We start from the raw sequence: 23,995 nt of genomic DNA on the forward strand, positions 1-23,995 counted from the left end.
TTAGGGGGAATTAGTTCCATGTCCAGACGTCCAGTCGTTGTGAAGTTGAGAACAGGACTTCATGCCAGACCTGCGGCATTGTTTGTTCAAGAGGCGAATAAATTTTCATCCGAGATCTTTGTTGAGAAGGATGAAAAGAAAGTGAATGCGAAAAGCATCATGGGAATTATGAGTCTTGCGATCAGTACAGGGACCGAAGTCTTCATAAGTGCAGAAGGTTCGGATGCCGAGCAGGCTGTAAACGCTTTAGTCACATTAGTCAGCAAGGAAGAATTGGAAAACCAATAATCCTTCAAAAGCTTCCTTTCGAGGAGGCTTTTTTGCGAGTGAAGCGGCCATACAGTGCAGGTTCAATAAGTGTCAAATTTGTTAACAATTAGGGGAATTAGCAACCTTTTTCTCTTGGCGACGTCTAATGAACGTGGTCAATGAAGGAAAGGGCTATTTGCCATTTCTGCCAAACTGCATTCAAATGTTAAAGGAGCCAGAGAAGAGAATGAAATTGAATTCGCTAAAAAAAGAGGTTACCCTCCTGCTTGCGTTCATCGTATTTCTTGCTAGTACGATAACAGCACCGGCAGCTTACGCGGTATCGACAAGCTCGTCCTTCATTTTACTTTATATCGATAAGTCAGAAGCATTCGTTAATGATCAGCAAATCCATTTGGAGTCTCCATCTACCATTATCAACGGCAGCACGTTCGTCCCAGCCAAGTTTCTTGGGGATACAATGGGCTTCAATGTGGAGTGGAATGATGCATCGCGGACCATTCAGATGACTCCTCCGGGTTACAACATCGTTCTCGATTCTGATCATAAGACCGTGACGACCAATGGGGTAGATACGCCTTTTAACACAGTTGCTGCGATTGTAAATGGAAAGCTTCTAGTGAAGCTGACTTGGTTAGCAGACTATATGGGAGCGAAGTATAAATATAACAACGAGCTTCGCCGAGTAGAAATCGTGCATTTTAAGTCGCCTGAGGGCATCTACATTGACCAGGATAGCAACTCTAGACCTGTAGCTAAGTTTACAACAGCAAAGCCTACATACCGTCTTGGAGAGCCTGTGAAGTATCTCGATCTTAGCTATGATCCCGATGCGGAAGGTATTGCGTCCTATGATTGGGCAGGCAATCAGGAAGCCTTTTTCAAGCCAGGTAAATATCCGGTTACTTTGACGGTTAAAGATGGTCACGGACATGTTAGTAAATTGTTCAAAAGCTTTGTAACGGTGGTAAATGAACCTTATTTGACTGAAGTGGAATACCCGATTTATATGAAGCCGGTTGGCGGTTTTATTAAGTCGGACTGGGGCACCATTTGGGCGCACTTCAATGAAATGGCTCCATTGCCTAAAAAAGTAACGGAAGTTCCAGGACGCACGCTGCTTGTGAGCGACAGTCCGGAGGAATTTACAGAGAGTGGTATTCTTTACCGCGATAACATCAATGGCAAGGCTCGTCTGTATGCCGATCATATCAACGGTACGAAGCAGAAGATGACCATGGCCATATTCGCAACGAATAACTCGGATAAACCGGTTAAGATCAAGACAACGAATAAAGGAGAGGTGTATCCTTCCGTTTATGCGAATTTGATCGGTAGCGAAGCGTCCGTAGACTTCCTTCTAAACAATGTGTACACGGACGAACTAACGGTGCCTCCTCATGAGACTTACGTGTATGCGAAGCTTCCGGATTTCTATCCGGGGCAGGGTGTGAACTTATTTTACGATGTGGAAACAGACGGCGAGATGCAAATCTCATTCGGTGTGACAGATCGCATGCTGACGCCGACGATAGCGCAGGAGTTTCCGTTATTGGGCTTCACAGGACACGTACGCGGGACGTTCCCGGTATCGGAGATTAAATGGGATGTAGACGCCACAAGCTTCACGAAAACGTCGGTACTTACGATTGGTGATAACAAGACGGATCCGTTCGTTAAAGGGTATGATGTGATGCGTAAGCAAAATGTGGAGAACGGCGGCAATTATGGCGTGGTCTATAAAATCCATGCGGATAAGCCGCGCAAGATGGCTGTTATGATTATGGCCAAAGGCGGCGTTTTCAAAGGGCCGTTCAAAATAAACGGTGAGATCATTCCGGTTCCTTATTCCGGTGTCATTACGGCATTTGACGGAATGGAAGTGCTGGCACGTACAACGGGTACGGAAGATGCGCTGGATATCGAGTTCACGCCTCCGGCAGGTTCGGCATTCCCGATTGACCTGATTTTCTATCCGTTGGATGAGAAGAAGTAAGATGAAAAGATAAGAGCCTTTGAGATCCAAGTGATGCATTCAGCATAACACTGGGGTCTCAGGAGGCTCTTTTTTTTGCGAACTTGTGGCGGCGGTGAGAGATGGGGAATAAGCTCGGAAATCGACTGATTCGCATTGTGAAATGGGCTGAGAGGATGTTTTTCATCGTTAAGTGGAGGGGGAAGTGAGAAAGTAGCACTTTAACGATGAAGAACATGCTTAAGTAAGCGGAATCTGGGTTGATTCGCATGTGAAGTGAGCTGAGAGGATGTTAATCATTGTTAAGTGGAGGGGAAAGTGAGAAAGTAGCACTTTAACGATGAAAAACATGCTTAAGTAAGCAGGATCAGGGTTGATTCGCATGTGTTGTGAGCTGAGAGGGTGTTTTTCATTGTTAAGTGGAGGGGAAAGTGAGAAAGTAGCACTTTAACGATGAAAAACATGCTTAAGTAAGCAGGATCGGGGTTTGTTCGCATGTGAAGTGAGCTGAGAGGATGTTTTTCATCGTTAAGTGGAGGGGGAAGTGAGAAAGTAGCACTTTAACGATGAAGAACATTCTTAAGTAAGCAGGATCAGGGTTGGTTCGCATGCGATGTGGGTGGAGAGGATGTTTTTCATTGTTAAGTGAAGGGGAAATTGAGAAAGTAGCACTTTGATTAGCCAATAAAAAACCAGCCGCACGGCCGCTCGTATGAGCAGTCATTGCAGGCTGGTTCTTATGTTACAAATTAGACGCGCTCGATGACTTTATCGATGAGTCCGTATTCGGCCGCTTCCGCAGCGCTCATGAAATTATCGCGGTCTGTATCCTTTTCGATGCGCTCAAAAGTTTGGCCTGTACGCTCGGCTAGGATTTTGTTCAGGTTGTCTCTCATTTTCAAAATACGCTTAGCGCGGATTTCGATGTCTGAAGCTTGACCTTCAGCGCCACCCAGTGGTTGGTGAATCATGACTTCACTGTTAGGCAAAGCGTAACGTTTGCCTTTGGCGCCAGCTGTGAGCAGGAATGCGCCCATAGAAGCAGCCATACCAACGCAGATCGTGGATACGTCTGGCTTAATGAACTGCATCGTGTCAAAGATGGCCATACCGGCTGTAATGGAACCGCCAGGGCTGTTGATGTAAAGCGAGATATCTTTATCAGGATCTTGTGCGGCCAAGAAAAGTAGCTGAGCAATGATGGAGTTAGCCACAACATCGTTGACACCCGTGCCTAAGAAAATAATGCGGTCCTTCAGTAAGCGAGAGTAGATGTCATACCCTCTTTCACCGCGCGCGTCCTGTTCGACGACCATAGGAATAAAACTCATGAGAATGACCTCCTTGGGGTGGGTACTGGTTTAAAATATTGATGCGTGGAGTCAATCTCATCATTGGATAATGAAATTGATCTCTTTTGTACATACTGTTTACAGTATCTACAAGTATGATAACGAAAAAACCTCTGAAGGTCAAGAAAGGTCAAACTAAGATCAAAAAAAATCAGCAAGGATGCTGATTTTGGCCATTCTAGTGTCAATTTGTTGTCGATCTGTTGATGATTTGTTGTTGATCAAGTGTTGATTTGAAGTTGATTCTGCTGCAATTCTTAGGAACGCGCCCGAAAGGAATCGAACCTTTATCTCAGGCTTCGGAGGCCTACGTCATATCCATTGGACCACGGGCGCATAAAAAGTTAAAAAAGTGAAGCAAGGGTTATTATATGTCAGCCGCCCGGAAAAAGCAAGACAGTAAGCCCTTTCAGCCCATATTGGTGAAAAATGTTTGAACAAATGTTGAATCTGGAAAGAGAATTGGTTATAATGAAAAAGTAAGCTATCAGAAAGAATTCAAGCATAACAATTTTCAGTGAATTCATCTTTCTGATTTGGGAATTGAGTAAGGAACTTTTTTTTCGCCCGGGTGGGACGCAAAATGTATACCCGGGACATAAAACGTCCATCAACGGATCAGGAGCGTTAAAAGTCGTCATATGAGAGAAATTCTTGACATTCAGAAACAGCTCTTGCCGGATCTCATGGACATCATGAAGAAGCGGTACTCGATTCTACATCACATCTTAGTCTCCGGTGTTGTCGGACGTAGAACGTTAGCTTCTTCGCTCGATATGACTGAACGCGTGCTGCGCGGGGAAGTTGATTTCCTTAAGGAGCTTGGACTTCTCGAATCGGATGCAACAGGGATGAAGATTAGTGAATCGGGTCGTCAATTGCTTGAGGACATGCAGCCCATCATTAAGATGGCTTTTGGATTAACGGACTTGGAGGAAAGCATTGCTAAGTCATACGGCATCTCGCAAGTGATTGTCGTCCCAGGAGACTCCGACACTTCGGTATTTACGAAGAAGGAGCTAGGGCGTGCAGGTGCAGCAGTTCTCCGCAAGTATGTGTCCAAGGATGATATCATCGCTGTAACCGGTGGTTCTACGATGGCGCAGATTGCCAATAACCTGGCGATATCCTCATCGATGAAAGGCAGCTGGTTCGTGCCTGCTCGCGGTGGACTTGGTGAAAGTGTGGATATGCAGGCGAACACCATTGCTTCTATTATGGCCAAGAAAACAGGCGGTAAATACCGATTGCTGCATGTACCGGATCATCTCGGGGAGGAAGCGTACCAATCGCTGATCCAAGATCCGCAAATTCAAGAAGTTGTTGACGCTGTTCGCAGTTGTCGCATCGTTGTACACGGTATCGGGGATGCTATGGTCATGGCGCGCAGACGTAAGGTCGACGCCGAGACGACACGCAGTTTGGAAGCCGAGGGTGCTCTCGCAGAGGCGTTAGGGTACTATTTTGACCGCCAAGGAAATGTGGTTCACAAGATGCCGACCGTAGGACTTCGTCTGGAGGATCTGCAGCGCATTGAAGTCGTCATTGGTGTAGCCGGCGGGAAGAGCAAAGGGGAAGCGATCGCTTCCGTACTTCGTCACGGACAAGAAGATGTTCTTGTGACAGATGAAGCAGCAGCTTTGGAAATTATGAAGCATGTTTAACGAAAACGAAAGACATCATAACGTATGCCTTCATCAGCTGCGTTTTGAAATATATAATTATTTTTTTAATCTTAGGAGGAATTGGCTATGACAACAAAAGTAGGTATTAACGGTTTCGGACGTATTGGTCGTAACGTGTTTCGCGCAGCTTTGAACAATTCAGAAGTACAGATCGTAGCAGTTAACGATTTGACAGACGTAAAAACATTGGCTCATTTGCTCAAATATGACACAACTCACGGTAAACTAGACGCTACAGTTGAAGCTGGTGAAGGTGAATTGATCGTTAACGGTCGTTCCATCAAAGTTTTTGCTGAGCGTGACCCTGGGAACCTGCCTTGGGCATCTGTAGGCGCAGAAATCGTTATCGAATCTACTGGTATTTTCACAGCTAAAGAAAAAGCAGCCCTTCACTTGAAAGGCGGAGCTAAGAAAGTTATCATTTCCGCTCCAGCTTCCGACGAAGATATCACAATTGTACTTGGTGTTAACGAAGATAAATACGATCCAGCAGCTCACACAATTATCTCTAATGCTTCTTGTACTACAAACTGTCTGGCTCCTTTCGCGAAAGTTATCAACGATAGCTTCGGAATCGTAAAAGGGATGATGACAACTGTTCACTCCTACACAAATGACCAATCCGTGCTTGACGTTCCTCACAAAGACCTTCGTCGTGCTCGCGCAGCAGCTGAGAACATCATTCCTTCCAGCACTGGTGCAGCAAAAGCAATCGGCCTAGTTCTTCCTGAGCTTAAAGGCAAATTGAACGGTATGGCTATGCGTGTCCCTACGCCTAACGTTTCCGTAACTGACTTGGTTGTTGAGTTGAAAGTTAACGTAACTGTTGATGAAGTAAACGCAGCTTTGAAAGCAGCTTCCGAAGGCCCTCTTAAAGGCATTCTGAACTACACAGAAGATGCTTTGGTTTCCAGCGATTTCAATGGCGATCCTGCTTCCTCCACAATCGATGCTCTTTCCACAATGGTAGTTGGCGACAACATGCTGAAAGTGGTTTCCTGGTACGACAACGAGTGGGGCTACTCCAACCGTGTAGTTGACTTGGTTGCTTTCATCGCTAAAAAAGGTCTGTAATTTCATAGATCATCAATGAAAAACCACATGAAGGGGAGAAGAGATTCTCCTCTTTATGTGCGATTTACCCCTGTTTCAGCTAGAATAGAAGTAAACCATACCCGTTCAGGAGGCCGTGACCTATGAATAAGAAAAGTGTTCGCGATGTTGAAGTAGCTGGTAAAAGAGTATTTGTTCGCGTTGATTTCAACGTACCTGTAGAGAATGGTCAAATTACCGACGATACACGGATCAGAGAAACGCTGCCTACGATTAAATTTTTAATAGAAAAAGGCGCTAAAGTTATTCTCGCTGCCCATTTTGGTCGTCCAAACGGACAAGTGGTTGAAGAGCTTCGTTTGACACCAGTTGCTGCAAAATTGGCTGAATTGCTTGGTCAATCGGTGATTAAAGCGAATGAATCCGTTGGCGAAATCGTGAAAGCACAAGTGGATGCTCTTGAAAATGGTGACGTTCTCTTGCTTGAAAACGTTCGTTTCAATGAAGGCGAAGAGAAGAACGATCCTGAACTCGCAAAAGCTTTTGCTGAGCTTGCAGACCTGTTCGTGAATGATGCATTCGGCGCTGCTCACCGTGCACACGCTTCAACAGAAGGAATCGCACACTTCATTCCAGCGGTATCCGGTCTATTGATGGAGAAGGAGCTTGATGTTCTAGGTAAAGCGCTGAACAACCCAGAGCGTCCTTTCACAGCCATCGTTGGCGGATCCAAAGTGAAAGACAAAATCGCTGTGATTAACAATCTCCTGAACATTGCAGATAACGTGCTTATTGGCGGTGGTCTGTCCTATACATTCCTGAAAGCACAAGGTTACGAAATCGGTAAATCCCTCGTGGATAACGAGAAACTTGACCTAGCGCTTAGCTTTATTGAAAAAGCGAAAGAAAAAGGCGTTAACTTCTTGATTCCCGTTGATATCGTTGTCGCTGATAAATTCGGCGCAGATGCGAACACACAAATCGTTGGCGTTGATGGCATTCCTGCGGATTGGGAAGGCATTGACATCGGACCGAAAACACGTGAACTATACGCAGACGTTATCGCGAAATCCAAACTGGTTGTTTGGAACGGACCGATGGGCGTTTTCGAAATCGAGCCTTTCTCTCACGGTACTCGCGCTGTAGCTCAGGCTTGCGCAACAACTTCCGGTTACACCGTTATCGGTGGTGGCGATTCTGCTGCAGCAACAGAGAAATTCCATTTGGCTGATCAAATGAACCATATGTCCACAGGTGGCGGAGCTTCCTTGGAATTTATGGAAGGTAAAGCATTGCCAGGCGTAGTAGCATTGAACGATAAATAATTGAATGGTAAAGCAAATGCTTACGAAGCCAGTTTTTCTGGCAATAAACTTGAAGGAGAGCATATCCAATGAGTAGAAAACCGATTATCGCGGGTAACTGGAAAATGTTCAAAACTGTTTCCGAAGCTGTTAGCTTCGTGAATGAAGTAAAAGGCAGCACGGTAGAAGGCGTTGAGAGCGTAATTTGCTCCCCATTCACGAATCTGCCTGCTCTGGTTGAAGCTGTGAAAGGTACAGACGTTCACGTAGGCGCGCAAAACCTGCATTTTGAAGACAATGGCGCATTCACAGGCGAAATCAGCGGCGTTATGCTGAAAGATCTTGGTGTGGAGTATGTTATTATCGGTCACTCCGAGCGTAGAGCTTACTTCGCTGAGACAGATGAAATCGTGAACAAGAAAGTCGTTGCGGCTTTCAAACATGGTTTAACGCCAATCCTTTGCGTAGGTGAGAAGTTGGAAGAGCGCGAAGCGGGTCAAACGAAAGATGTTTGTAAAGTGCAAACAGAAGCAGCTTTTGCTGGTCTTAGCGCAGAGCAAGCAGCGCAAGTTGTTATCGCTTATGAGCCAATCTGGGCTATTGGTACAGGCAAATCTTCCACTGCTGAAGATGCACAAGACGTTATCGGCTACATCCGTCAGCTTGTGAGCGGTCTATACGGCGCATCCGTAGCTGATGCGGTTCGCATTCAATACGGCGGCAGCGTGAAGCCGAACAACATTGCTGAGTATATGGCACAGCCAGACATTGATGGCGCACTTGTTGGCGGAGCGAGCTTAGAGCCAGCTTCCTACATCCAGCTCGTCCAGGGGGCGAAGTAACATGTCCAGACCGAAACCGGTAGCACTCATTATTCTCGATGGCTTCGGACTCCGCTCAGAAGAGCAGGGGAATGCGGTTGCTCACGCCAAAAAGCCTAACTACGACCGTTACTGGTCGAGTTATCCACATACAACCCTTACCGCTTGCGGTGAGGCCGTAGGTTTGCCGGAAGGCCAGATGGGGAATTCTGAAGTGGGACACCTGAACATCGGCGCAGGCCGTATCGTTTATCAGGATCTGACGCGGATTTCCAAATCGATTCGTGATGGTGAATTTTACGATAATGAAACGATTCTAGGCGCATTTCGACATGCAAAAGAAAACGGAAAGAAGCTGCATCTCTACGGGCTGCTCTCCGATGGCGGCGTGCATAGTCACATTCAGCATTTGTTCGCTTTGCTGGACTTGGCTAAAAAAGAACAATTCAACGATGTATACATCCACGCCTTCCTTGATGGCCGCGACGTGGCTCCCGATTCTGCAAAGAGTTATATGGCCAGCTTGCAGCACAAAATCATGGAAGTCGGCGTAGGGCATATTGCGACCGTCCAAGGCCGCTATTATGCGATGGATCGCGATAAACGTTGGGAGCGGACGGAGAAATCCTACCGTGCCATGGTTTATGGCGAGGGCCCTACGTATACAGATCCAATGAAAGCCATCATTGAATCGTATGAGAAATCGATCTTCGACGAATTCGTTATGCCAACAGTTATCGTTGGCGATGACGGCAAGCCGGTAGGTCTTGTAGAATCAGGGGATGCGGTAATCTTCTTCAACTTCCGCCCTGACCGTGCGATTCAGCTTTCACAAGTCTTCACGAATGAAGATTTCCGCGGTTTTGACCGTGGTCCTAAAGCTGCTAAGAACCTGTACTACGTATGTCTGACACTGTTCAGTGAGTCGGTAGACGGCTTCGTTGCCTACAAGCCTAAAGATCTCGACAACACACTGGGTGAGGTGCTGGCTCAGAATGGTCTGAAGCAGCTTCGCGCAGCAGAGACTGAGAAATACCCACACGTTACGTTCTTCTTCAGCGGCGGGCGTGATGCGGAATTGCCAGGCGAAACGCGTCTTCTCATTCCATCACCGAAAGTAGCTACGTATGATTTGCAACCAGAAATGAGTGCATATGAGTTGGCAGCTGCTGTGGTTAAGGAAGTCGAAGCGGAGCGTCATGACGTGATCATTCTCAACTTCGCTAACCCTGACATGGTAGGTCACTCCGGTTTGCTGGAGCCTACAGTGAAAGCCATCGAAGCAACCGATGCTTGTCTAGGTCAAGTTGTAGAAGCGATCCTCGCCAAAGGCGGCGTGGTGTGCATCACAGCAGATCACGGAAATGCAGATGTGGTTACGAACGCAGACGGATCACGCAACACAGCCCATACAACAAATCCGGTACCTTTTATTGTTACGGACAAATCTGTTACACTAAGAGACGGCGGAATTTTGGCAGATATTGCCCCAACGATGCTAGACTTCTTAGAGGTTACACAACCGGAACAAATGACCGGGACAACCATCATAAAGCGTTAATTCAAACATACTATTTAAAGGAGTGTTTTCTAACAATGACGATTATTTCTGATGTTTATGCACGCGAAGTATTGGATTCCCGCGGTAACCCAACAGTAGAGGTAGAAGTATATCTAGAGTCCGGCGCTTTCGGCCGCGCTATCGTTCCTTCAGGCGCTTCTACAGGCGCATACGAGGCTGTTGAGCTTCGTGATGGTGATAAAGGTCGTTACCTTGGTAAAGGCGTTCTGAAAGCCGTTGAGAACGTGAACGAAATCATCGCTCCAGAAATCATTGGTTTAGACGCTCTTGATCAAGTTGGCATCGACAACAAAATGATCGAGCTTGACGGTACACCTAACAAAGCAAAATTAGGCGCTAACGCGATCCTAGCTGTTTCCATGGCAGTAGCTCGTGCAGCTGCTGACGCTTTGGATGTTCCACTTTACGTATACCTTGGCGGATTCAACGCTAAGACGCTTCCAGTTCCAATGATGAACATCATCAACGGCGGGGCACATGCCGACAACAACGTTGACGTTCAAGAGTTCATGGTTCTGCCAGTAGGCGCGCCTACATTCAAAGAAGCTCTTCGCATTGGCGCTGAGATTTTCCATAGCTTGAAATCCGTATTGAAAGAAAAAGGCCTTAACACAGCTGTTGGCGACGAAGGCGGATTTGCTCCTAACTTCACTTCCAACGAAGAAGCAATCACTACTATCCTTACAGCAATTGAAAAAGCTGGCTACAAACCAGGTGTTGATGTATTCCTGGGTATGGACGTTGCTTCCACTGAGTTCTTCAAAGATGGTAAATACCACCTTGAAGGCGAAGGCAAATCCTTCACATCCGCTGAGTGGGTTGACTTCCTTGCTGCATGGGTTGATAAATATCCAATCATCACAGTGGAAGACGGCTGTTCCGAAGACGATTGGGAAGGTTGGAAATTGCTTACTGAGAAATTGGGCAGCAAAGTACAACTCGTTGGTGACGATCTGTTCGTTACGAACACTGAGCGTCTATCCACAGGTATCGAGCAAAACATCGGTAACTCCATCTTGGTTAAAGTTAACCAAATCGGTACACTTACTGAGACTTTTGATGCGATCGAAATGGCAAAACGCGCTGGTTACACAGCGGTTATCTCCCACCGTTCCGGTGAGAGCGAAGACAGCACAATCGCTGACATCGCTGTTGCTACAAACGCTGGTCAAATCAAAACAGGTGCTCCGTCCCGTACGGACCGCGTTGCGAAATACAACCAACTTCTTCGTATCGAAGACGAGTTGTTCACAGTTGCTCAATACGCTGGTAAAAAAGCATTCTACAACTTGAGAAACTTTAAATAATTAATTAAATACCGGAGGGGTCTGCTGTATGAGCAATTGGGTGAAAACTATTTTATTTCTGATAGGTTCCGCGTTGCTCACGCACTGGATCCCTTCTTCTTTTTTTCGCAACTTAGACACGATGGTTCATGAGTTTGGGCATGCTGTAGTCACTTTGGCCCTATCGGGAAAGGTGATGTACATTGAGCTCTATCAGGATCATAGCGGAGTAACCTACTCTTCCATTACGAAGCAATGGGCGATCATTCCGGTGGCCTTAGCTGGTTATATAACGGCATCACTCTTTGCTTGGTTCCTGTTCTCAGCTTATTCGAGGGGCAAGCAGCGTTTAGGTTTGCAGGTTATGATTCTCTTATCCGGTCTTTCGTTGATTTTATTTGTACGAAATAGTTTTGGAATCACGTTCTTAGTTGGCTTCATTGCTCTGACGATCATTATTCTGGCGCTTACGCCAAAGTGGTTAAGTGATTTCTATTACTTATTGCTCGCTTTCTTATGCTTAGAAGAGTCTGTGTTTGGCCCATTTTCTTTAATCATCTATGCTTGGGGCAATGCACGGCAAGCAGGTGACGCCACCAATTTGGCACTGCATACCGGTATTCCTGCAATCATATGGGCTATCGGATTTACACTCTTTGCTTTGTGGTGTGCGAAGCAGGCTGTGCAAGCTTTTCTTGGGCGAAACAAGCGTGCAAGGAGCTCCAACCGACAATCACCAACACCATCCTACCGTGACTAGAAGAGGAACCGCCAGGTGGCTCTTTGTTGTATTCTAGGACGAACTGTGTTAAAATACTCATGCTAGTTGTATAAGGCAAAGAACAGGCAATTGGGGTGCTAATAACATGGTAATCTTTATGAAAATTTTGTTAATCATAGCTTCGGTTGGATTAATTGCGATTGTACTTTTACAAAAAGGTAAAAGCGCAGGTTTGTCCGGTGCCATTTCCGGTGGTGCAGAACACTTATTTGGTAAGCAAAAAGCACGCGGTTTGGAACTATTTATGTCCCGTTTCACGATGGGGCTTGCTGCTGCATTTTTCATTCTTTCCATTGTCGTAGCATACGTAGTGAAGGCCTAACACACATAAAACGATAACAGCAGGGGAAATCTACTCCTGCTGTTTTTTCATTTTAAACGGGTGTTAGGAGCTGGTTACCATCGAGAGCAGAATTTACAAGTCGACAGAACCATTCTTTTGGGTAGGAAGTGGAGATAATCAAGAGACAGGCATACTGATGATCCATGGGTTTACCGGGTCACCCTCGGAATTTAGACGGATTGGATATATACTCAGAGATGAAGGATATACGATCCATGCCGTCAAACTTCCAGGACACGGTACCTCACCCGAAGAAATGATACGAACCGGATGGACGGATTGGTATGGGCATGTGCTGGAGAGTTATGACGAACTTGCAGCTATATGCAAAAGCGTTGTTGTTATGGGACATTCCATGGGCGGACTGCTCGCCTTGAAGCTGGCTGTGGAACGTCGTGCGGCTGGGGTTGTTTCGCTGGCTACGCCTATTTTTCTGACTTCAAGAAAGTTGGCGCTGGCCATATTGCTGCAATATTTTATCAAATTTGTAGCCAAGAAGCCCAAACAAGTCTCCACGTTATTAGATGAGTCATGTGCATATACCAAAACGCCGATTCGTTGCGTAGTAAGCCTACTGAAGCTGTTAAAACAAGTGAAAAGATTGCTGCCTGAGGTTGAAGCCCCGATATGGATCGGTCAAGGGAGCAAGGACGTCGTGGTCCATCAGGAAAGCGCAGCGTTTTTACATAAGCGCACTAGTTCACAAGTGAAAGAACTTCGTTATTACCCAGAGTCATCCCATGGACTGCTGCTGGATCAAGAGAGAGAGCTTATCTATGCCGATATTACTGCGTTTATCCTTTCCCTGAAAGTGGCATACTATGGAGTAAAGGAAACAAGTACGGCGCATTAGAAAGCTAGGCTCAACAACAACAAGAAGGTGAAGAGAGTATGTTGACAGATAAAGAAATCATAAGTTTGATGCAAGAAGAGGCTTATAAGCCTATGTCCTATAAAGAACTTGAGAAGCATTTTGGAATTGAGAGTGCGAATGAGTTCAAGGATTTTATTAAATTGTTAAATCAATTAGAGGAAAGTGGTCACATTGTCAGAGGCGGAAATGACCGCTATGGCGTTCCTGAACGAATGAATTTGGTGAGAGGTAAACTGCAAGCTCATGCCAAAGGCTTCGGGTTCTTAATTCCAGATGATCGGGATCACCCGGATGTATATATTAATGCTCATGATCTAAATACTGCGATGAATGGCGACATTGTCTTCGTAAAGATAACCGCGAGGAGTCAGGGCGGAGGCCGGTTGGAAGGCGAAGTCGTTCGAGTTATTACGCGTGCGAATACGCAAATTGTTGGCGTTTTTCAGAGTCAGGAGACGTTTGGTTTCGTTATTGCGGATGATAAGCGTGTGTCTCGGGATATTTTCATCCCTCAGCATGCCTTTATGGGCGCTGTTACGGGGCAAAAAGTCGTCGTCAAGATTGTTAACTATCCAGAGGGCCGTTCTGCGGCTGAAGGGGAAGTTATTGAGATCCTTGGCCACAAAGATGATCCAGGTGTTGATATTTTGGCTATCGTACGCAAACACCAACTACCAGAGGCTTTCCAAGAGAACGTACTGGCGGAGGCAGATGCCGCTCCAGATTCCATTACGGAAGAAGAAATTATTGGTCAAGGGCGCCGCGATCTTCGTTCGAAGCGCATTGTAACCATTGATGGTGAAGATGCGAAGGATTTGGATGACGCGGTAAATGTGGAGCTTTTGGAAAATGGCAACTTCCGTTTGGGCGTGCATATTGCCGATGTGAGCTATTATGTGCGGGAAAGCACTGCACTGGATATTGAAGCCTATAATCGCGGTTGCTCCGTATATTTAACCGATCGTGTTATTCCAATGCTGCCTCATAGACTATCTAATGGGATATGCTCGCTCAATCCTCGTGTAGATCGTTTAACCATGTCTTGCGAGATGGAGTTCGATGAGAATTTAAAAGTAGTAAACCACGAGATTTTCACGAGTGTTATTAAAACTAGTGAACGCATGACGTATACGAATGTACGTAAGCTTCTGACAGGTGAAGCAGAGCCGGAGATTGTCGAGAAATATGCCTACTTAATGGAAGATTTCAAACGAATGGAAGAGCTGGCTGCAAGGCTGCGTTCCAGACGGATGAAGCGCGGAGCGATTGATTTTGACTTCGAGGAGTCTAAAATTATCGTTGATTCCGAAGGCAAACCTACGGATATTGTGAAAAGAGAACGTTCAGTCGCTGAAATGATGATCGAAGAGTTCATGTTAGCAGCGAATGAAACAGTTGCAGAGCATTTTTCATGGATGAAAGTTCCTTTCTTATACCGTGTTCATGAAGACCCTGATTCTGAGAAGCTGATGAATTTCATGGAGTTTGTAACGAACTTCGGGTACTCGGTTAAAGGTAAAGGGAATTCCGTACATCCACGGGCTTTGCAGGCGCTTTTGGAAGAGATTAAAGGGACTCCCGAAGAGACGGTTCTTAGTAAAATTATGCTTCGCTCCATGAAACAAGCTCGCTATGATGCGCAGAGTTTGGGACATTTTGGTTTGGCGGCGGAATTTTATTCCCACTTTACATCGCCAATTCGCCGTTACCCAGATTTAATTATTCATCGGGTGATTCGTGAGGTTCTGGAAAGCGGCGGAACGCTGTCTGATAAGCGTCATGAATACTTATCGTCGCGGATGAGTGATATTGCTCAGCAATCTTCGGAACGTGAGCGTGTGGCCGTAGATGCGGAACGTGAGACGGAAGCATTGAAGAAAGCTCAGTACATGCTGGATAAAGTCGGTGAGGAATTCGAAGGTATTATCTCCAGTGTTACCGGTTTTGGTATGTTCGTTGAGCTCGACAATACGGTTGAAGGTTTGATTCGCCTTAGCGATTTGACCGACGATTATTACAATTTCCATGAGAGGCAGTTTGCTCTCATCGGTGAACGTACGTCCAAGATCTATCGAATCGGCGATGAGATCAAGATTCGCGTTGCTCGTGTCAATATGGATGAGCATACGATTGATTTTGAACTGCTCGATATGAAGCCTCGCAAAGAGGGCGGGTTTAGTCGCGGAGGCGGAAGTTCAAACCGCGGTGGAAAACCATTTAAGGGTGCGGCTGGGTTTAAAGGTTTCCGAGGGGGATCCGATAGAGGCAAACCTGAAAAAGGCAAGGGCGGATTTGCCGCTAAGGGCAAGGGCGGTGCGAAGGCTCAGGGCGCTGGTGCTGCTGGTGGAGAGCGTAAGGAAAGAGCAGGGAAAAGCGATAAGGAAAGAACTGAAAGAGTAGGGCAAAGCGGTGAGGCTGGAGCTAGACGTGCTGAAGGTGGTGCAGCCCGCAGGATTGAGGCTGCAGCACGCGCAGCGCGCGGTGAAGGCGGAGCAGGGCAAGGGCGCGGCGAAGGTTCTGGACGCGCAGAAGGTGGAGTATGGCGTGCAGAGGGCGGTGCAGGCCAGGGCAAGTCGCGGCGCGGGAAAGCTGGAGGCACGCCGTGGAGCGAGAAACGCGGCAAGGGTGGAGCTGGCCGCGGCAAAGCGGGCGGTCCTAAGCTGAGCGAAGGCGGCAGCTTGAGCGCAAGGCTTGAATCTGTCGGCGCGGGGCGGACAGAGAGCGGTGCTGCCCGCGGCGAAAGCAAGCGCGGCCGCGGTGGGATTGCGCTTGGGGGCGAAACCCAAGCGGGTGGTCGTTCGCCTGCTGCTGAGCGCAGCACAGGCGGCAGTGATTGGGCGAGCGGCGTGAACGCGCTCGCCAAGGGTGGTCGTCGCCGGAGTGACGACGGCGATGGTAGCAAGAAGCGGCGGAGATAACGCCGCTTCTTGCTTTTCGGCCATGAACTTGCTACAATAGGATGCACATTGTAGCAGTATTTACCTGCATTGAACGTGCGGGAGGAGGATCTCACGTGGCAACGAAAAAGGCAGATGGCAAATTGCTCGCCCAGAACAAAAAGGCTTCACACGACTACTTTATTGAAGAAACGTATGAATGCGGTCTTGTCCTGACCGGCACGGAGATCAAATCCTTACGGGCAGGTAAAGCAAACATAGGCGATAGCTTTTCGACTATTCGCAATGGCGAAGCATTTGTACACAACATGCATATTAGTCCTTTTGATCAAGGCAACCGAAGCAATCCGGAAGATCCAACACGGACGCGAAAGCTGCTATTAAAAAAGGCGCAGATTGCCAAGATGCTAGGTCAAGCAAAACAAGAAGGTTATACCCTTGTTCCATTGAAGGTGTATATCCGAAATGGTTACGCCAAGCTTTTGGTCGGTATAGGCAAAGGGAAGAAGCAGTTCGACAAGCGTGAATCTGCAGCGAAAAAGGATGCACAGCGAGACATTCAACGTGCCCTGCGTGAGAAGCAGAAGATTGCTAGATAGGTGGCCAGCCCATACTGGAAGGCAACTCCTCGACTTCCATGAACCTAGTCGTTCATTTTTCATCAGCATGTGTTATACTAATTTAGCAGCAAAGATTTGAAAGCAATTTGGCTCAACTGCACGTCTTTACCTTCACCGTCTATGATGACGGTAACGAAGGCAATCCGGGGGTGTTCTTGGATTCGACGGGGATAGTTTGGGCACGGGTTGCGGGTAGTGGGGCCGCGTCCACTATAAAACGCTAAAGCCTATTAAATGGCAAAACACAAAACAACTACGCTTTAGCAGCTTAATAACCTGTTAGCGTGCTCCTCCTCAGCATCGCCCATGTGACTGGGATAGGGGCTCAACTATAGTGGGATACGACGTTTGGTCTCCGCCTGGGGTCGACGTAAGAAGATAATCAGGCTGACCCAACGCATAGCCGGTTACGGGGCGCTGCTCGGGTGACATCAAAACTGTGACTACACCCGTAGATGCCTGTGTTGCGATATTTTCGGACAGGGGTTCGACTCCCCTCACCTCCATCTTGAAACCCGCTCCTGGAGCGGGTTTTTCCCATTTTAGGGGCAAAAATGTAGTCCAAATGTAGTCCAAAACTTTTTGGACCCCTGATTTTTAAAGTGTCCTGTAGTCCATTGGACTACAGGAGGGGGTATTTCTCGAAGTCAGTTCGCCATGTTACGATTAATATGAGGTAGGGGAATCCCCTACGATTCATTTTGATAGGATGGTGGTACAGATGCCAGGGAACATCACAAAAGTAGGCACTAAGTTTAGAATTACGTTTGACTTCGGGAGAGACAGCGCCGGCAAACGAATTCGTGAATATGCAACAGCCTCAACCGAAACAGAAGCAAAGAAGCTCTTAAACGAGTTTGAATATAACCAACAACGGCATCTTTTAGTTCAGACAACAGATATGACCTTAGCAGAGTTTCTATCCCACTGGATGGACAATTACGTCAAATACAACTGCGAAGAAACGACTACATATGGCTATAAGAATATCATAGACAATCACATTATTCCTAAGATAGGAAACTTCGAACTGCAGAAACTGCAGCCGGTTCACATTCAACAATACTACAAATACCTGATGGATGAAAAGGGTTTATCTCCAAACACCGTTCATAAACATCATGCCTGTATTCGCAAGGCGTTAGATTATGGATTGAAGCAACAATTCGTCCATCGTAATGTTTCTGACGCGGTGACGCTACCTAGGAAAGACAAATTTACAGGACAGTCGTATACTAGTGACCAACTAAATACGCTTTTGGATGGAGTTCGGGATACGAATCTAGAGTTGCCGGTATATCTGGCGGGATATCTCGGCTTAAGGCGTGAGGAGATTGTAGGCCTCAGATGGAGGTATATAGATTTAGAAAACCGGCTCATACATATCTCTGAAGTCAGAACAAGCGCGGGCAGCGTAGAAGTTGTTAAGCCTCCTAAGACGGATAAAAGTAAAAGGACACTCTACATCACGGACGAGTTATTAGAAGTTCTGTTAAAAACCAAGTCGAAACAGCTGGAGTATGAAAAAATGTTAGGACATGAGTATCACAAAAGTGATTACGTTTTTGTCAAAGATAACGGACAGCTATATCGTGTAAATTACGTAACCACACGGTTTAAAAATTTTTTAGAGAAGAGTGGCCTACCGAAGATCCGATTGCATGATTTAAGACACACCTTCGCTAGTATCCTTTACGAGGCGGGAGTAGATCTTAAAGCAATCTCAGAAGCACTAGGACACTCTGACCTTGGGACTACGAACAAGATCTATACACACCGTTTTGATAAAACCCATAAAAAGACGGTCAACGCCATGAGTGAGGCTTTAAGGAGTCGCAGATAATTGCACTTTACGTGAAAGGTAGATTAGTATGAATATCTACGGCTTAAACGGCAAGAGTGGCATAGGAAAAAGTCATATGGCGCAAGTTCTTGCTTGCAGACTAGGAGTAGATGCATTAATTGATGATGGCATTTTAATTCTGAATCAAACTTATGTGGCTGGTGTATCCGCTAAGTGCGAGAAATATTTGTACTCATCTACAAAGAGAGCTATATTTTACTGGGATGTCTCCAGGGATGATATTATAAATTTTATAACAAATGCTAAGATTTCCGATTTTATTGTCTTGGGTACATCACGGAGAATGATTCTGCAAATTTTAATTCGGCTGTAACTCCCTTTAATACTAGAATGGGTTTCTATCCATTCTTTACAATCGAGTGCAGAGAATAGTTATACCTTATATTAAAGCTACTGACGACGGTTGAAGCTCAAAAGGGAAGACTACTCCGTAGATAATCTTTTGGAAGCAGTCCGTTCTTTATGCCTGAACGAGGGGAAGAGTTTCTTGAAGAAGTCAGCGGATGGCGTAAAGACTGAAATACATGAGTAAAGAGTACCTTCTGGACATGGATGGTCAATTGATTCAAAAGGGGCTGAAGCTATTGTACAGATCCGTTATTAGAGATGGTAAGTTTATAGTTCTAGTTGCTGATGGTATATTTAATGCTCCGATAATGGAATTACCGACTGAAGAGTACGCTGACAAAGTTGCGTTCGAACTCCAAAGCGCATGGGATGAAGGTGTTTTGTGGGGATCTCTTCAAAAGCAGAAGGAGTTAAATGTTGGCGGCTGTGAGAAGTATGTCAGTGAGGTAATTCAAGAACTAAAAACGTTGAATCCCGCTGAGCGAGAAGCTTATCACAAGAGAGTTAATCGGCGTAATGAAAGAGTTCAAAAGGTCGATATCGCTAGAAGATGGAAAAAAGTTTTGAGCTGGAAAAATTAGTAAGAATGAATAGATTTCATGCATGTTAGATAAAATGGACAGTTTTACAAGTCTTGACTAGAGTCATTGACCTAGCGCGGCTATTTGAATTTACAAATTTGTCAGTTCACAAAGAATAAGTAATAGACAGCCCCGTTAATTAAGAACAGCAGCAGTCATGGAATAGAAAATCAAGTCATGTACTGCTGCTATTATAGTGAACTCCCTCGTTCTCTCGTTAGTTGAACGACGTTTTTATTTGAAATGTTTTATCAACTTATCAATTGCTAAACCAACTAAAGCCCAGAATACAATAGCCAATGTCACTGTTATTATTCTAAAGTTGTAATTTACGATATCATCGTATCCAAGAAAGAACTTAATAAAAAATTCAATATTGCTTACAAGATTGGCTCTTACTTGATTTACTCCCTCGCCAAACCCATGTTTAAAACTCTGGTCTATTAATACTGCCACAATAGTCAAAATTATTTGGATACCTGGCAAAATAAATTTTAATTTTAATATCTTACTCATCATAACCCACCACCAATATGTAAGTGCTATTTACCCTATATTCAATCACAAATTCAACTAAACTCCCGTTACTTTAATGGACAAACACTTACATACCTAATATTACCATAGTATCCTCTCCTCAGTTTAACAACTGAGGCCAGACTTATACCCCGAACATCATGAGATTCTGTCTATCCTAACGACTACTCTTAGCCTATCTATTTGCACTAAAATAACTCTGACTCCTTAAGGCTTTTATAACATTCATGTCCGACAACGATGTGATCAATTACTTCTATTCCCATTATTTCTCCCGCTAATGCGATACTTTTGGTTATTTGAATATCCATTGTACTTGGAGTGGGATCGCCTGACGGATGGTTATGATATAAGACAATGGTTGCTGCACTGTTTAGAAGGGCTGCCTGAAAAATTTCTCTTGGTGATACAAGTGTAGCTTGCAAAGTACCGATAGAGAGTACATGTATGCCAATTACCTCATATTGAGCATTCAAACAAAGAATACCGAAGCGCTCTGCAGCATAATTACTCAAGTCAACAAATTTGTTTATAAAATTATAGGCATCTTGTGGTGATTTAACCGGCAAGGGCTTTTCTTTCAATTTTCGCCGTTTCTCAATTACTTGCTTAACTGCATAGAAGTTAACATGAATCATGGTATGCTGCATCCCCTTATGTGTATAATACTTACACTTTAACAAGGGACTCCGAAGGCGTAAAATTCAGAAGAAAATTTATTTTCAAAAATTCTAGTGTCATAAAATGTGAAAAGCAAACTAATTGATATTTCATCGTTGTGCTTATTTTTCCGAATAAGGTGGGGTATGGAATGCTAGTTCTAAGTTACCTGAGGTTGATAAATGAGTTATAGTAAGACCATGGAGTAAGGTTGCACGAATATATGGGAGGAGGCGACAAAGGTGAAGGAAGTAAAAGTGATGGTTATCAATGGCGTGGAAATCATCAATTTTCCTTGCGAGATCATTGACGGTGAAGAATTTGAAAGTCTGCATGTTGGAGTGCTGGTTGAGCACATTGTTAAGTATATTCCAGAAGAAGCTAAAGCAGCAGTGACAATCGACGCTTCTAAAATCCCGGACGCTTTTGATCGCCTTGTACGCGAACAAATAGGTATGCTTCAAATCGAGGAGATAGACAAGCAAGCCGCCCGTGAACGTGAATTGGAGTTGATTGCACTTCTTGAACGCGAAGGCCTGTTATGATAAGCGTGTATCCTATATAAGGGATTGGAACGTGTTTATATGGTTATTACCGCACCGGCCTCTGTAGGGCCACATGGAGAACGTGTCTTTTGCAATCGTGCTTTCAAAATATTTTGGTAAAAATAAAAAATCCCGCCCTGTTTTTTGGGACGAGATTTTATCTTTTGCCAATACCTTTGATCCTAATGAGTTTAGGAGACATTGGTTTGGCTCTGAATCCATTGCAGTAATGCTTCTCTAGGAATGCGAATTTGCTTGCCTACCTTGATATGAGGCAATCCCGTCTTAGTTAACTCATACATCACGTTACGTCCAACTCTCAAGATGCCGCGTGCTTCATCGATGGTCAGTAGGGTTGTTTCCATATAATAAGCCTCCTAAAATAGTGTCATGCAAAAAAAAGCATGCGAAATAAAAAAAGAGCACAAATCAGCCGTTGCTGATTGTGCTCTACACCCGTAAAGGTTCATTGTCGCGTGACGGAACCCACTTAAATAATTAACATAATTATACCTCAGTCAGTTCACATTTTCAAGTGCTGCTAGTGCACTGGAAGTAAGATTCTTTTTACATTACGAATAATGAGGTGTTTACTGATGCTTACCATAGAAGCTTATATTGCTAAACGGAAGAATGAAGACCAACTTAATGAGTTCAACATACAGGATCGTATACAAAACTTGAAGACTTGTGTAGATTATGTATTTGAATATTATAATCAATACCTGGATGTAACCAAGATAGATGAGAAAACGATCTTAAATGATGAAAAGCTGGATAAGTACAGAAAAACAATCACACAATATGAGCCTGAATTACAAGAGTGGCTAATTGATATTTATGACACCCATAACAGGCAGTTAAACCGATCCATAGTACCTGTAATTAAAAAAGAGGACCTTTTTTACTTGTATAGCTCAGACAGTGAATTTAGAAGCTTATCGTATGTTTGCTACTCGAAACTAATAAATAAACATCCATTTCTTAAGGATCAAACAGAGATGTTGTATTTGTTTCTAAAGGATTACCAGCTAACCCAAAGTAAAGCTGAAGAGAACGGTCGGGTCTCTTTTTATAGCGAGATAGATTTATGGATTGAAAGCACTTGGAAAAAGTATAGAGTAGACATTTTACTTTTCTGTTTTGATTGGGTAGATCGCTTCTATGAGAATAAAGACAAGTGGCCTGCCGATCACAGAAAAAAGAGTGCAAGCCAGTGGGAGAAGTATGATTACGACTACAGGAAGAAGAGCAATCTATTTAATTTAGATTCGCTTTACACCAAAATATCGGCTAAACCCTTCTTAAAAGGGAAGAAGCAATATCTTGAAATAGTAATGATGTATTATTGGCTACACGACATAGTAGGAGATGATCAAAATTACTGGCAAGAGTATTTAGAGAAACACTCAACCTTACGGTAAAACGGACCTCAAGATAAAGGCTCATATCTGTTAACTCCTGTAATGGAGTCTAATAGATGTGAGCCTTATACATTTGTTAACTATTGTCCTCATCTAACTCAATAATCTCCCTAATATCACTTATGCCTAGGGCCTCGGCAATTCGTTCAATATGAGCAAAATGTATGTTCTTCCTCTTACCGGTCGATAAATTACTCAAAGTTGCGTGGTTGATGTCCGACAATCGAGCTAACTCTCTAAGAGAAATGTTGTGCTTTGTAGTTAAGGCCTTTATATTAATTTGAACCCGTTTGCTCATAAATTATTTTCACCAGCTTTTGACTTTACGCAAAAGCTAACATATAATTTTTGATGAAGTGGTATCTAATCAGATACCAGTGTAAAACTAGCAATTTTTATTTAATTTTTACACACAAAGAAATAATTGAGGGTCTAACTTGAAAACAGATTATAGCTTTAATGCACTACGCAAACTGCAACTCTCTGTCATTTTTGGCTGAGCAGTAATCATTATCTGGCTTATATCTTATCGGCGAGGTTACCACGGCGGCAAGATAATTCTTTTGTGATACTTATATGGAGATGTTGGCAGAGATCAAGGGCATAAGTAAAGAGGATCTGTTTTCAAACGGTACAAGCTACAACACATACACTGAGAGCCCACTTAAAGACTATGCGAATAATCTGCAATCAAGTCCTTGTCGTGAATTCTTAGAGTTTTATACCGGTAGTTTCGGAGTTAAACCATGGGTAAAAACAGAACAGGGATACTATCGTGAGTTTCCCAAAGATCTGACTGTTCAAGAAATAGCCCTTCTGCTATTTGAAACGATATGGGAAATATATCATGTTCCAGCATTGTTTTGTTTATTGAAATTAGGACATCACTTTATTTTTGATATCGAAATCCCTAACGAGGCTTTAATAAATGAAAAATACGAGGCTTGGTTTGTTGAAGCATTACACCACTTATTATGGAGAGCCGACTGGGGGAACTATGATTTTCCAGTAATTTATCAATAGATAATCCGAATCTTCTATGCCGGCTGCCAAATCATCATCATGTCTTGTTCGACAAGAAACACTCGGATGAGTATACGCGTCTGACTAACATCACAATTCCGACCGAGCAAATGAAGGCAATACATCATGTTGATCCAGGCAGATGCCTTTGGATTAATTATTTAAGTAAT

The 23,995-nt window shown here is 44.5% G+C and carries 24 protein-coding genes, 1 tRNA gene and 1 other RNA gene; 20 read left to right on the forward strand and 6 right to left on the reverse strand.

Annotated features, from left to right (window positions below):
• Positions 1 to 18 precede the first annotated feature (18 nt).
• Both ACBP55_RS01390 and ACBP55_RS01395 read left to right on the forward strand, forming a co-directional pair.
• Complete coding sequence (locus ACBP55_RS01390) at positions 19 to 288, forward strand: HPr family phosphocarrier protein (protein ID WP_028555561.1); 270 nt, start codon at positions 19 to 21, stop codon at positions 286 to 288.
• A 208-nt stretch (positions 289 to 496) separates the two neighbouring features.
• Complete coding sequence (locus ACBP55_RS01395; protein WP_464649187.1) at positions 497 to 2,266, forward strand: stalk domain-containing protein; 1,770 nt, start codon at positions 497 to 499, stop codon at positions 2,264 to 2,266.
• A gap of 728 nt (positions 2,267 to 2,994) precedes the next feature.
• On the opposite strand, the gene clpP is transcribed toward ACBP55_RS01395, so the two are convergent.
• Together clpP and ACBP55_RS01405 are read right to left on the reverse strand one after the other, a co-directional pair.
• Positions 2,995 to 3,576 carry an ATP-dependent Clp endopeptidase proteolytic subunit ClpP gene (gene clpP, locus ACBP55_RS01400; RefSeq protein WP_029195996.1) on the reverse strand — a complete coding sequence of 194 codons (582 nt, stop codon included), beginning with the start codon at positions 3,574 to 3,576 and terminating at the stop codon, positions 2,995 to 2,997.
• Positions 3,577 to 3,861: 285 nt separating this feature from the next.
• Positions 3,862 to 3,933 (reverse strand) — tRNA-Arg (locus tag ACBP55_RS01405).
• A 305-nt stretch (positions 3,934 to 4,238) separates the two neighbouring features.
• Here ACBP55_RS01405 and ACBP55_RS01410 point away from each other — a divergent pair.
• From ACBP55_RS01410 to ACBP55_RS01480, 15 genes are all read left to right on the forward strand, one after another.
• Positions 4,239 to 5,261 carry a sugar-binding transcriptional regulator gene (locus ACBP55_RS01410; RefSeq protein WP_464649189.1) on the forward strand — a complete coding sequence of 341 codons (1,023 nt, stop codon included), beginning with the start codon at positions 4,239 to 4,241 and terminating at the stop codon, positions 5,259 to 5,261.
• An 87-nt stretch (positions 5,262 to 5,348) separates the two neighbouring features.
• The gene (gap, locus tag ACBP55_RS01415) at positions 5,349 to 6,356 is read left to right on the forward strand and encodes a type I glyceraldehyde-3-phosphate dehydrogenase (protein ID WP_029195998.1); all 1,008 of its coding nucleotides are present in this window, start codon (positions 5,349 to 5,351) and stop codon (positions 6,354 to 6,356) included.
• Between the two features lie 122 nt (positions 6,357 to 6,478).
• On the forward strand, positions 6,479 to 7,660 hold the full coding sequence (locus ACBP55_RS01420) for a phosphoglycerate kinase (protein WP_029195999.1): 1,182 nt from the start codon (positions 6,479 to 6,481) through the stop codon (positions 7,658 to 7,660).
• Positions 7,661 to 7,728: 68 nt separating this feature from the next.
• Positions 7,729 to 8,481, forward strand: coding sequence for a triose-phosphate isomerase (gene tpiA, locus ACBP55_RS01425; protein ID WP_029196000.1), 753 nt, complete (start codon positions 7,729 to 7,731; stop codon positions 8,479 to 8,481).
• Between the two features lies 1 nt (position 8,482).
• A complete protein-coding gene (gene gpmI / locus ACBP55_RS01430) occupies positions 8,483 to 10,021 on the forward strand; it encodes a 2,3-bisphosphoglycerate-independent phosphoglycerate mutase (protein WP_464649191.1) in 1,539 nt (512 codons plus the stop codon).
• A 35-nt stretch (positions 10,022 to 10,056) separates the two neighbouring features.
• Positions 10,057 to 11,349, forward strand: coding sequence for a phosphopyruvate hydratase (eno, locus tag ACBP55_RS01435; RefSeq protein ID WP_056833536.1), 1,293 nt, complete (start codon positions 10,057 to 10,059; stop codon positions 11,347 to 11,349).
• A 28-nt stretch (positions 11,350 to 11,377) separates the two neighbouring features.
• A complete protein-coding gene (locus tag ACBP55_RS01440; protein WP_464649193.1) occupies positions 11,378 to 12,088 on the forward strand; it encodes a M50 family metallopeptidase in 711 nt (236 codons plus the stop codon).
• A gap of 106 nt (positions 12,089 to 12,194) precedes the next feature.
• Positions 12,195 to 12,431, forward strand: coding sequence for a preprotein translocase subunit SecG (secG, locus tag ACBP55_RS01445; RefSeq protein ID WP_464649195.1), 237 nt, complete (start codon positions 12,195 to 12,197; stop codon positions 12,429 to 12,431).
• 157 nt (positions 12,432 to 12,588) lie between these two features.
• The gene (locus ACBP55_RS01450; protein ID WP_173187740.1) at positions 12,589 to 13,305 is read left to right on the forward strand and encodes an alpha/beta hydrolase; all 717 of its coding nucleotides are present in this window, start codon (positions 12,589 to 12,591) and stop codon (positions 13,303 to 13,305) included.
• 38 nt (positions 13,306 to 13,343) lie between these two features.
• Complete coding sequence (gene rnr, locus ACBP55_RS01455) at positions 13,344 to 16,244, forward strand: ribonuclease R (protein ID WP_464649198.1); 2,901 nt, start codon at positions 13,344 to 13,346, stop codon at positions 16,242 to 16,244.
• 95 nt (positions 16,245 to 16,339) lie between these two features.
• Positions 16,340 to 16,822: an SsrA-binding protein SmpB gene (gene smpB, locus ACBP55_RS01460; protein WP_047679001.1), complete on the forward strand. Its 483-nt coding sequence runs from the start codon at positions 16,340 to 16,342 to the stop codon at positions 16,820 to 16,822.
• A 166-nt stretch (positions 16,823 to 16,988) separates the two neighbouring features.
• Positions 16,989 to 17,352: a transfer-messenger RNA gene (gene ssrA / locus ACBP55_RS01465) on the forward strand.
• Between the two features lie 212 nt (positions 17,353 to 17,564).
• Positions 17,565 to 18,686, forward strand: coding sequence for a site-specific integrase (locus ACBP55_RS01470; protein WP_464649200.1), 1,122 nt, complete (start codon positions 17,565 to 17,567; stop codon positions 18,684 to 18,686).
• Between the two features lie 28 nt (positions 18,687 to 18,714).
• Positions 18,715 to 19,020, forward strand: coding sequence for a hypothetical protein (locus tag ACBP55_RS01475; protein WP_464649202.1), 306 nt, complete (start codon positions 18,715 to 18,717; stop codon positions 19,018 to 19,020).
• 235 nt (positions 19,021 to 19,255) lie between these two features.
• Positions 19,256 to 19,636, forward strand: coding sequence for a hypothetical protein (locus tag ACBP55_RS01480; RefSeq protein WP_464649204.1), 381 nt, complete (start codon positions 19,256 to 19,258; stop codon positions 19,634 to 19,636).
• Between the two features lie 234 nt (positions 19,637 to 19,870).
• Here the strand turns inward: ACBP55_RS01480 and ACBP55_RS01485 are convergent, their stop codons facing one another.
• Together ACBP55_RS01485 and ACBP55_RS01490 are read right to left on the reverse strand one after the other, a co-directional pair.
• Positions 19,871 to 20,155 carry a hypothetical protein gene (locus ACBP55_RS01485; RefSeq protein WP_464649205.1) on the reverse strand — a complete coding sequence of 95 codons (285 nt, stop codon included), beginning with the start codon at positions 20,153 to 20,155 and terminating at the stop codon, positions 19,871 to 19,873.
• Positions 20,156 to 20,361: 206 nt separating this feature from the next.
• A complete protein-coding gene (locus ACBP55_RS01490; RefSeq protein WP_464649207.1) occupies positions 20,362 to 20,811 on the reverse strand; it encodes a JAB domain-containing protein in 450 nt (149 codons plus the stop codon).
• Positions 20,812 to 21,075: 264 nt separating this feature from the next.
• On the opposite strand from ACBP55_RS01490, the gene ACBP55_RS01495 reads away from it, so the two are divergent.
• On the forward strand, positions 21,076 to 21,378 hold the full coding sequence (locus ACBP55_RS01495; protein WP_464649209.1) for a hypothetical protein: 303 nt from the start codon (positions 21,076 to 21,078) through the stop codon (positions 21,376 to 21,378).
• 191 nt (positions 21,379 to 21,569) lie between these two features.
• On the opposite strand, the gene ACBP55_RS01500 is transcribed toward ACBP55_RS01495, so the two are convergent.
• On the reverse strand, positions 21,570 to 21,743 hold the full coding sequence (locus ACBP55_RS01500; RefSeq protein ID WP_464649211.1) for a helix-turn-helix domain-containing protein: 174 nt from the start codon (positions 21,741 to 21,743) through the stop codon (positions 21,570 to 21,572).
• Between the two features lie 231 nt (positions 21,744 to 21,974).
• On the opposite strand from ACBP55_RS01500, the gene ACBP55_RS01505 reads away from it, so the two are divergent.
• Positions 21,975 to 22,802, forward strand: a complete 828-nt coding sequence (locus ACBP55_RS01505) for a hypothetical protein (protein ID WP_464649213.1) — start codon at positions 21,975 to 21,977, stop codon at positions 22,800 to 22,802.
• A gap of 76 nt (positions 22,803 to 22,878) precedes the next feature.
• Here the strand turns inward: ACBP55_RS01505 and ACBP55_RS01510 are convergent, their stop codons facing one another.
• On the reverse strand, positions 22,879 to 23,100 hold the full coding sequence (locus ACBP55_RS01510; RefSeq protein WP_464649215.1) for a helix-turn-helix domain-containing protein: 222 nt from the start codon (positions 23,098 to 23,100) through the stop codon (positions 22,879 to 22,881).
• Between the two features lie 278 nt (positions 23,101 to 23,378).
• Here ACBP55_RS01510 and ACBP55_RS01515 point away from each other — a divergent pair, with 278 nt between their 5' ends.
• On the forward strand, positions 23,379 to 23,825 hold the full coding sequence (locus ACBP55_RS01515; protein ID WP_464649216.1) for a hypothetical protein: 447 nt from the start codon (positions 23,379 to 23,381) through the stop codon (positions 23,823 to 23,825).
• Positions 23,826 to 23,995 lie beyond the last annotated feature (170 nt).

The organism is Paenibacillus sp. WG02 (assembly GCF_055396115.1).

Excerpts from the sequence above, each read along its gene's own strand:
- ACBP55_RS01395 (WP_464649187.1), top strand. The coding sequence starts at position 497 with ATGAAATTGAATTCGCTAAAAAAAGAGGTTACCCTCCTGCTTGCGTTC.
- ACBP55_RS01485 (WP_464649205.1), bottom strand. The coding sequence starts at position 20,155 with ATGATGAGTAAGATATTAAAATTAAAATTTATTTTGCCAGGTATCCAA.
- ACBP55_RS01420 (WP_029195999.1), top strand. The coding sequence starts at position 6,479 with ATGAATAAGAAAAGTGTTCGCGATGTTGAAGTAGCTGGTAAAAGAGTA.
- ACBP55_RS01450 (WP_173187740.1), top strand. The coding sequence starts at position 12,589 with ATGATCCATGGGTTTACCGGGTCACCCTCGGAATTTAGACGGATTGGA.
- ACBP55_RS01500 (WP_464649211.1), bottom strand. The coding sequence starts at position 21,743 with ATGGAAACAACCCTACTGACCATCGATGAAGCACGCGGCATCTTGAGA.
- ACBP55_RS01410 (WP_464649189.1), top strand. The coding sequence starts at position 4,239 with ATGAGAGAAATTCTTGACATTCAGAAACAGCTCTTGCCGGATCTCATG.
- eno (WP_056833536.1), top strand. The coding sequence starts at position 10,057 with ATGACGATTATTTCTGATGTTTATGCACGCGAAGTATTGGATTCCCGC.
- clpP (WP_029195996.1), bottom strand. The coding sequence starts at position 3,576 with ATGAGTTTTATTCCTATGGTCGTCGAACAGGACGCGCGCGGTGAAAGA.
- tpiA (WP_029196000.1), top strand. The coding sequence starts at position 7,729 with ATGAGTAGAAAACCGATTATCGCGGGTAACTGGAAAATGTTCAAAACT.
- ACBP55_RS01510 (WP_464649215.1), bottom strand. The coding sequence starts at position 23,100 with ATGAGCAAACGGGTTCAAATTAATATAAAGGCCTTAACTACAAAGCAC.
- ACBP55_RS01480 (WP_464649204.1), top strand. The coding sequence starts at position 19,256 with ATGGATGGTCAATTGATTCAAAAGGGGCTGAAGCTATTGTACAGATCC.
- ACBP55_RS01470 (WP_464649200.1), top strand. The coding sequence starts at position 17,565 with ATGCCAGGGAACATCACAAAAGTAGGCACTAAGTTTAGAATTACGTTT.
- ACBP55_RS01390 (WP_028555561.1), top strand. The coding sequence starts at position 19 with ATGTCCAGACGTCCAGTCGTTGTGAAGTTGAGAACAGGACTTCATGCC.
- ACBP55_RS01475 (WP_464649202.1), top strand. The coding sequence starts at position 18,715 with ATGAATATCTACGGCTTAAACGGCAAGAGTGGCATAGGAAAAAGTCAT.
- ACBP55_RS01490 (WP_464649207.1), bottom strand. The coding sequence starts at position 20,811 with ATGATTCATGTTAACTTCTATGCAGTTAAGCAAGTAATTGAGAAACGG.
- rnr (WP_464649198.1), top strand. The coding sequence starts at position 13,344 with ATGTTGACAGATAAAGAAATCATAAGTTTGATGCAAGAAGAGGCTTAT.
- ACBP55_RS01515 (WP_464649216.1), top strand. The coding sequence starts at position 23,379 with ATGGAGATGTTGGCAGAGATCAAGGGCATAAGTAAAGAGGATCTGTTT.
- gap (WP_029195998.1), top strand. The coding sequence starts at position 5,349 with ATGACAACAAAAGTAGGTATTAACGGTTTCGGACGTATTGGTCGTAAC.
- gpmI (WP_464649191.1), top strand. The coding sequence starts at position 8,483 with ATGTCCAGACCGAAACCGGTAGCACTCATTATTCTCGATGGCTTCGGA.
- secG (WP_464649195.1), top strand. The coding sequence starts at position 12,195 with ATGGTAATCTTTATGAAAATTTTGTTAATCATAGCTTCGGTTGGATTA.
- ACBP55_RS01440 (WP_464649193.1), top strand. The coding sequence starts at position 11,378 with ATGAGCAATTGGGTGAAAACTATTTTATTTCTGATAGGTTCCGCGTTG.
- ACBP55_RS01505 (WP_464649213.1), top strand. The coding sequence starts at position 21,975 with ATGCTTACCATAGAAGCTTATATTGCTAAACGGAAGAATGAAGACCAA.